The 1,972-nt window shown below is 77.4% G+C and carries 2 protein-coding genes; both read left to right on the top strand.

Features of this window, described 5'->3' with window-relative positions; all coding sequences use genetic code 11:
• A partial coding sequence (locus tag AAHZ94_RS33330) for a LacI family DNA-binding transcriptional regulator (protein WP_349997438.1) occupies positions 1–511 on the top strand: 511 nt, incomplete at its 5' end.
• 320 nt (positions 512–831) lie between these two features.
• A complete protein-coding gene (locus tag AAHZ94_RS33335; protein WP_349997439.1) occupies positions 832–1,707 on the top strand; it encodes a sugar phosphate isomerase/epimerase family protein in 876 nt (291 codons plus the stop codon).
• The last annotated feature ends 265 nt before the right edge of the window (positions 1,708–1,972 follow it).

Here is a 1,972-nt window from a genome sequence, read left to right on the forward strand (position 1 = left end):
CGGGTCCACCGCCCCGCCGACCGCGGCCGGCCCGGGTCCTGACGGGCCGCTGACCGGCGCGCACGCCACCCCGCCCGCCGCCGCGCCGGCCGGGAGCGCCCACACCGAGCCGGCGCCGGCCACGTCGGACGATCTGCCGCTGGTGGTGCACGGGGCGTACGACCGGGCCTCCGGGTACGACGCGACCTGCGAACTCCTGCGGCGCGAGCCGGGCATCACGGCGCTGGTCGCCGCGAACGACACGGTGGCGCTCGGCGCCTGTGCGGCCCTGCGCGACATGGGTCTGAGCATTCCGCGGGACGTGTCGGTCGCCGGCTTCGACGACCTGCCGTTCAGCGTGGACGCGGCCCCGGCACTCAGCACCGTACGGCTGCCGTTGTACGAGGCGGGCGCGCGGGCGGGCCGGCTCGCGCTGGGCCGGGAGGCCGCGCCCCCCGGCGGCGTGGCCATGATCCGCGCCGAGTTGATGATCCGTAACTCCACGGCGCCGCCTCCCACCGAGACGCCGTGAGACCTCGGCGGCGCCGAGCCGACGGGGGCCCGGGTCGCTGGGGCGCCCCCGGGACGGTGGGCAGTCGCGGACCGGCCACCGGCTGACTCAGGAGCCGGGGGCAACCACCGGGAGCGGCACACCCACAGGTGTAACAGTGACCTCTGGGGGCACGCGGAGGTAACGACAGCCCTGGGGGAACGGGGCGGGGCCCGTGGCGGCGCTGCTCCGGCCGGGCCGACCGCCCGGCGTCCGCCGTACCCCCTTCGGCCGTGTGCGCCCGCGCGTGCACCTGTGTCCTGCCGTCTGCGCCCGTGCGCACCTGTGTCCTGGAGCCCCGCATGAAGCTCGCCTTCTCCACCCTCGGCCTGCCCGGCCTGCCCGTACGCGACGTCGTCCGGCTGGCGGCCGAACACGGCTACCAGGGCGTCGAACTGCGCGCCCACCCCGAAGAGCCGGTGCACCTCGGACTCGGCGCGGCCGAACGAACGGCGGTGGCCGCGGAGTTCCGCGCGGCGGGCGTGGCGGTGCTCACCGTCGCCGGTTACGTGCAGGTCGCCGCCGCGGGCCCCGACGCCCCCGTCCTCGCCGAGCTGCGTGAACTCCTCACGCTCGCCCACGACCTGGGCGCGGAGTACGTCCGGGTCTTCCCCGGCGGCGGCGACCAGGACCCGGACGAGGCGGACGCGACGGCCGCCCGCCGACTGGCCGCCGCCGCACCGTACGCCCACGACGTGGGGGTGCGGGTGCTCCTGGAGACTCATGACTCGCACCGCACCGGGGCCGCCGTCTGCCGCGCGCTCGGTCCGGTTGGCCACCTCGACGTCGGCGCTGTCTGGGACGTGCTGCACACCTGGCTGGGCGGCGAGGACCCGGCCACCACGTACGCGGCGCTCGCCCCGCACCTGGGCTACGTGCAGGTCAAGGACGTCGCGTCGGCCGAGGACACGACCCCGCTGCCGCTCGGCGCCGGGGTGCTCCCGCTGCGCGCGTGCCTGGCCGAGTGGCTGCGCGAGGACGCGACGGGCACCGCGCTGCCCGGCCCCGGCCGTGCGGGCTGGGTGTGCTGGGAGTACGAGAAGCGCTGGTACCCGCAGGCGGCCGACCTGGCGCCGTTGCTCGCAGCCGGCCGCGACCGGCTGGACGCGCTCCTGGCCGAGGCGTCGCAGGACGCACGGCCCGATCCCGCTGGCCGGGGGGCCGGGGCCCGGCCGTAGCGGCGGGGCCCGGACGGCCCCCTCAGGCCCCGGCGGTGGGCCGGGTCCCGCGCGCGGGTTGGGACTCAGGCTCAGGTTGGGACTCAGGCCCCGGCCCGGGTTCGCGGTGGTTCGGCTCCCGGCCCTGGGCTTCGGGCCCGCTCCCGGGGCCGGGAGCTGGCTCTTATAAACATCTCCGAGCCCACGAGACGGCCTCCGATCGGGGGTTGCGGGGTGTGGGTGTAAAAAAAAAAGGGGGGGGGGGGGGGGGGGGGGGGGGGGGGGG

Source organism: Streptomyces sp. HSW2009 (genome assembly GCF_040240285.1).
GTDB lineage: Bacteria > Actinomycetota > Actinomycetes > Streptomycetales > Streptomycetaceae > Streptomyces.

Bases quoted from the DNA above. Each gene is read 5' to 3' on its own strand.
- AAHZ94_RS33335 (WP_349997439.1), top strand. From the start codon at position 832: ATGAAGCTCGCCTTCTCCACCCTCGGCCTGCCCGGCCTGCCCGTACGC.